This is a genomic window from Treponema sp. R80B11-R83G3, from assembly GCF_054786115.1.
On sequence record NZ_BDHF01000086.1, the window covers coordinates 1 to 5,766 of the forward strand.

At 44.7% G+C, this 5,766-nt stretch carries 3 protein-coding genes; 2 read left to right on the plus strand and 1 reads right to left on the minus strand.

The window, feature by feature from the left end:
- Window positions 1-96: 96 nt before the first annotated feature.
- Complete coding sequence (locus ACYVRH_RS10525) at window positions 97-3,297, minus strand: phosphoribosylformylglycinamidine synthase (RefSeq protein WP_461256868.1); 3,201 nt, start codon at window positions 3,295-3,297, stop codon at window positions 97-99.
- 117 nt (window positions 3,298-3,414) lie between these two features.
- On the opposite strand from ACYVRH_RS10525, the gene ACYVRH_RS10530 reads away from it, so the two are divergent.
- Both ACYVRH_RS10530 and ACYVRH_RS10535 read left to right on the plus strand, forming a co-directional pair.
- Window positions 3,415-4,224 carry a formylglycine-generating enzyme family protein gene (locus ACYVRH_RS10530; protein WP_461256869.1) on the plus strand — a complete coding sequence of 270 codons (810 nt, stop codon included), beginning with the start codon at window positions 3,415-3,417 and terminating at the stop codon, window positions 4,222-4,224.
- A gap of 142 nt (window positions 4,225-4,366) precedes the next feature.
- A partial coding sequence (locus ACYVRH_RS10535) for a DNA ligase (NAD(+)) LigA (protein WP_461256870.1) occupies window positions 4,367-5,766 on the plus strand: 1,400 nt, incomplete at its 3' end.

A 5,766-nucleotide genomic window follows, 5' to 3' on the forward strand; every position in this document is an offset into this window, starting at 1 on the left:
CAGGAGTGATAATGTTTTCAAGTTTTGACGTGGAGACGGCAAAAGAGACTAGGGTAGGAGGAACGTCAATACTTGAAAACATTATCACTCCTGAATTTAAAAAGACGGACAGCTATGTCTATTTGTTAAAACCGCCGGATTTCGCATAAACGCGGTAATAAATTTCCCCGATCCGTCAGGTTCATCCCCGCCTGAAAATCCTCCCGGAATAAATATTACCTGCGCCTTACGCGCGGCTTTTTCAAAATCTTTAACGCTTTGCGCAATGACTGCGGGAGTTAAGTTTCGTATAACAAATATTCGCGCTTTTCCTCCCGCTTTTTCAACCGCTCTCGCGCTGTCGTATTCGCTGTTAGTGCCGGGAAATACGGGGATTAAAAATTCCGGTTTTGAATGGCTGTTTTTAGGCTTTATCGTTACTCCCTTATCAAAAATAAAATTTTCAACTTTACCTTCCTGTTTAATCAGGTAAGGATAAACAGGCTCAAGAGTTTTTTCCCACGCGTCTTGTAATTTATCAAGTGAAATATTAAAAGTTTTTGTTTTAAGCGTGTAATCACCAGTTGTGCGTCCTAAAAGCGCGGCGTATGTATGTAATGGCGCCTGCGTTTCAATTACAAAACCGCAAAAACCGTCTCCCGTGAAAAGTTCGTTTTCCGCAGTAAAACCGATACGGTTGCCCATGCACATTTTCACGACGGCTTCCGCCGTTCCGCCTCTGCCGCAAGCCCATGCGGAAAGTATTTTTCCTTCTTTAATTAATTTTTCTACAGAATCAAAAAATCCGCGAAGGGCGGCAAAATCGCGCTTTTCGTAAAGAGAGAAGGGCGGTTTTAACAAATAGACATAGCTGTCCGTCTTTTTAAATTCAGGAGTGATAATGTTTTCAAGTTTTGACGTGGAGACGGCAAAAGAGACTAGGGTAGGAGGAACGTCAATTTGCCCGCCGTAGGCAAGGGAAAAACTTCCCGACATTGAATCTTTTCCCCCGATTGCGGCGGCTTCAAGACCGATTTGCGCGTCAAGAGCGCCTAACAGTGCGGAAGCGGGTTTTCCCCAGCGGACTGGATCGTCGCGTAACTTTTCAAAATATTCCTGAAATGTAAGCCAGCATTTTTTTCTGCTTCCGCCAGCCGCTATTATCTTCGCTACCGAATGTACAACGGCGAAAACCGCCCCGTGATACGGACTTACAGATGAGATATATGGATCAAACCCCCATGACATTAGGGAGCAGGTTTTTGTTTCGCCGTTTAAAACGGGGATTTTTGCCGCCATTGCCTGCGAAGGAGTGTTAAAATATTTTCCGCCAAACGGGGCTATGACTGTCGCGGCTCCAATACATGAATCAAAACGGTCAACAAGCCCTTTTTGGGAACAGATGTCAAGGCCGCTTAAAAATGTTTCAAGCTCTTTTGCGCCTACTTCATTATTTTCCGTTTTTGTTATCTCAATTTTTTTTACATGCGCTGTCGCTTTTTTTTTCGCGCCGTTGGAATTTAAAAATTCTCTTGAAATGTCAACAATTTTTTTCCCATTCCAGTTCATTACAAGACTCAGGTCTTTTGTAACTTCAGCGATTATTACGGCTTCAAGATTTTCACCTGCCGCAAGATCAATAAAAGTTTGCGCGTCTTTTTTTGAAGTGACAACAGACATTCTTTCCTGACTTTCGCTAATCGCAAGTTCCGTTCCGTCAAGCCCTTCGTATTTTTTTAATATCTTGTTTAAATCAACCGTCAGCCCGTCTGCAAGCTCACCTACTGAGACGCTTACCCCTCCCGCGCCGAAATCGTTGCAGCGTTTGATAAGACGCGCAGTTTTTGGATTGCGGAAAAGACGCTGTAATTTCCGTTCCTCAGGCGCGTTGCCTTTCTGCACGTCCGCGCCGCAAGTTTCCAATGATGAAGAAGTATGCGACTTTGAAGAGCCTGTAGCTCCTCCAATACCGTCCCGTCCTGTTCTGCCTCCCAACAGTATTACAACGTCTCCCTGTGACGGAACGGTTCTTATTACATTCTCTAAAGGCGCCGCGCCTATAACCGCCCCTATTTCCATGCGTTTCGCCTCGTAACCGGGATGGTATATTTCATGAACAAGTCCTGTCGCAAGCCCTATCTGGTTTCCGTAAGAACTGTAACCCGCCGCAGCCGTTCGGCAAATTTTTCGCTGGGGCAATTTTCCCGGCAGGGTTTCGCTTGCGTTTTTTAACGGATTAGCGGCCCCCGTTACGCGCATTGCCTGATAAACAAAAGCGCGTCCTGAAAGCGGATCGCGTATTGCCCCGCCAAGACAAGTTGCCGCTCCCCCGAACGGCTCAATTTCAGTGGGATGGTTGTGAGTTTCGTTCTTGAACATTAAAAGCCAATCCCGCTCTTTGCCGTCAACGTCAACTTTAATCTTTACGGAACAGGCGTTTATTTCCTCTGATTCGTCCAGATCGGGAAGAAGTCCTTTTTGTTTAAGAGCCTTTGCCCCGATTGTCGCCATGTCCATAAGGGTAACCGGTTTGTCTGCGCGTCCGCAAAGCGCGCGAAGGGCAAGGTAATTTTTATAACTATCATTTACGGCTTCATCGTCAATTTGAATATCATTAAGTTCCGTTAAAAATGTCGTATGGCGGCAGTGATCCGACCAGTATGTGTCAAGAAGACGTATTTCAGTTATTGTAGGGTCGCGTTTTTCCTTATCACGAAAATATTTTTGGCAGAATAATAAATCCTGCAAATCCATGGCAAGATTTAAATTCGCGCATAGCTTTTCAAGTTCTGAAACTTCAAGGGATATGAAGCCTTCAATAACGGGAACGTCGCAAGGCGCGGATAAATTTTGCTTAAGCGTTAACGGCATATCTAATGTCGCCTGTCTGCTTTCAACAGGGTTTATAAGCCATGACTTTATGCGGTTAAAATCTTCATCGGAAACATCGCCGTATATGGCGTATATTTTTGCCGATTGAATAACAGGCCTTTCCTTGCCTGTTGCAAGGGAGATACACTGGGCGCAGGAATCTGCCCTTTGGTCAAACTGACCGGGCAAGTACTCTACGGCAAATACGCGAGCAGTTTCAAAATCGGGGAGTTCTTCATAGACGGTATCTACAGGCGGCTCTGAAAAAATCGTATTTTTTGCTGAGCGGAAATCTTCCGCCGAAATGCCTTCCGCAAAATATCGGTTTATGACCCTAACTTTTGTTATTCCGTCAATTTGAAGCCCAAGATGCAAATCAGCGGCAACTGAAGCCGCTTCTTGCGCAAAATCACCGTTTTTTTCAACATAAATTGCGTAAACGCCCACGTTTTTCTCCTTTTTGCATTATACTAATTATTATAAAAATACGGAAGATCGGTAACTATTTTATAAATCAGTTGTTATAGGGTATAAAATATTGTAAAATAAGGGTTGGGGTTTACATTGAAAAAAGCAATTTTTAAAATAAGTTTACTGTTTGTAATAGGGTTCTTTACGCTTCAAGGCGCGTTTTCCCAGATAAAAAATGAAATGATACTCATAAAAGGGGGTACGTTTCTAATGGGAAGCCCTGAAACGGAGAAAGGAAGAAACTTTACAGATGAAGGCCCACAGCATAAGGTTACCGTAAGTTCGTTTTATATCGCAAAATATACTGTGACTCAGGCTGAATACGAGGAGATAATGGGAGAGAATCCAAGCCAATATAAAGGAGAGGATCTTCCTGCAGAAAAGGTAACATGGCTTAATGCCGTTGATTATTGCAATAAAAGAAGCGTAAAAGAAGGGCTGACCCCTGTTTATACAATTAACGGAAATAATGCTACATGGAACCGTTCAGCTAATGGATACCGCCTGCCTACTGAAGCCGAGTGGGAATACGCCTGCCGCGCCGGAACTCAAACGCCTTTTTACACCGGAGATAAAATTGAAGAAGCAGGTTGGTACAAGGGCAATTCACGTGATATGACAACATTACAGCGTTCCACTTTTCCGGTAGGTCAAAAAAAACCAAACGCTTTCGGTCTTTATGATATGCACGGTAACGTACTTGAATGGTGCTGGGATTTTTTTGGGAATTATACCGCCGAGGCTCAAGTTGACCCAATAGGACCCGCGACAGGGGACAGGCGGGTTTATCGCGGAGGTTGCTTTGATTTTGATGAATTAAACTGCCGCAGCGCGTACCGATACAGACAGCATGTTAATTTTAAATTTTTCTACAATGGGTTTAGAGTAGCGCGGTCTTTATAACCACGAACCAATACGAACAAGAGCGAAGAGATCTATCACGAACCACACGAACCAACGCGAACAACGACAAGATGTGGATTGGAAGTTCGTGGTGTTCGCGTTGGTTCGTGGTAAAAAAAATCATAATAATGTATAATAAGCCATGGGATCAAAAAAGGACAGGATTAATGAATTAGAGACTTTGATACAGAGGTATCAGGCTTCTTACTATAACGGAGAGGCTGAAATTTCCGATGGGGAATTTGATCTCCTTTGGGATGAGTTAAAAAATCTTGCTCCGCAAAGCGAAGTTTTAAAGAAAGTAGGGACGGGGACTGAGACAGACGGTTTCCCGAAAGCGCGTCATCTTATCCCGATGGGCAGTCAGGACAAAGCGTCCAATCCGCAAGAATTTATTGAATGGGCGGAAAAAATGGGGTTGGATACGCAGACAGAGACTTCGTTAACCAATAAAAAAAACAAGTTAACAAAAAAATTCATTGTTCAGTATAAATTGGACGGCGCAAGCCTTGAATTGCAGTACGAAAAAGGGAAACTCATTCGCGCCGTCACGAGAGGAGACGGCGTAACAGGCGATGACATTACCGGCAACGCACTGCGCATGAGCGGCGTAGTTCAAAAAATGGACGTTTCATTTACAGGCGGCGTAAGGGGCGAAGTTGTCATGACGCACGATGTCTGGAATAACAAATACCCGTCTAAGGCAAATTGCAGAAACGCCGCCAATGGGCTGATGCGCAGAAAAGATGGCGAAGGCTGTGAAGATTTACAAGTCATCGTTTATGACGCTGCAGCAACGGATAACGACAGGTTTTTTAAAGACGAACTGCAAAAACTCAAATGGCTGAAAGAGCGCGGATTTAAAACAACGGAAACAAAGACCTTTACCACGGCGCGGGAGATTATCGCCTACCGTGAAAAAATTGCAGCCGAAAGGGAAAAGCTCCCCATTGATATAGACGGCCTTGTGGTAAAGGACATAGAGACTGATATGTCAGATCTTCGCAAGGCGCGCCCTGAAAAGCAGATTGCCTTCAAGTTTGAATTAGAGACGGCTTTCAGCATTTTGCGCGAAGTGATATGGAGCGAGTCGGGGGCGACATATACGCCCATCGGCGTGGTCGATCCTGTGCGCCTTGCGGGAACCACGGTAAAAAGGGCAAATCTAAATAACCCGGACATGATTCGCTCTATGGGGCTGAAAATAGGCTCAACTGTTTCCGTTGTAAAACGCGGGGAAATAATCCCGAAGATCGAAGGGCTTGCGCCTGTTTCATCGCAGGAAGAGACGCTGGAAATTAACTTTCCCAAAATCTGCGGAGTGTGCAATACCGCCCTTGTTGACGCGGGAACGAGGCTGTACTGCCCGAACCCGGCTTGTCCAAAGAGGCTTTTGCACCGTTTGGAAAAATGGGTGGAGGTACTGGATATACGCGAATTGGGAGAAAAACTTCTTCGCCAATTATTTGATAAAAACAGGGTAACGCATATTCATGAATTATACACGTTAACGGCGGGGGAGCTTGCCGAATTCGACAGAAT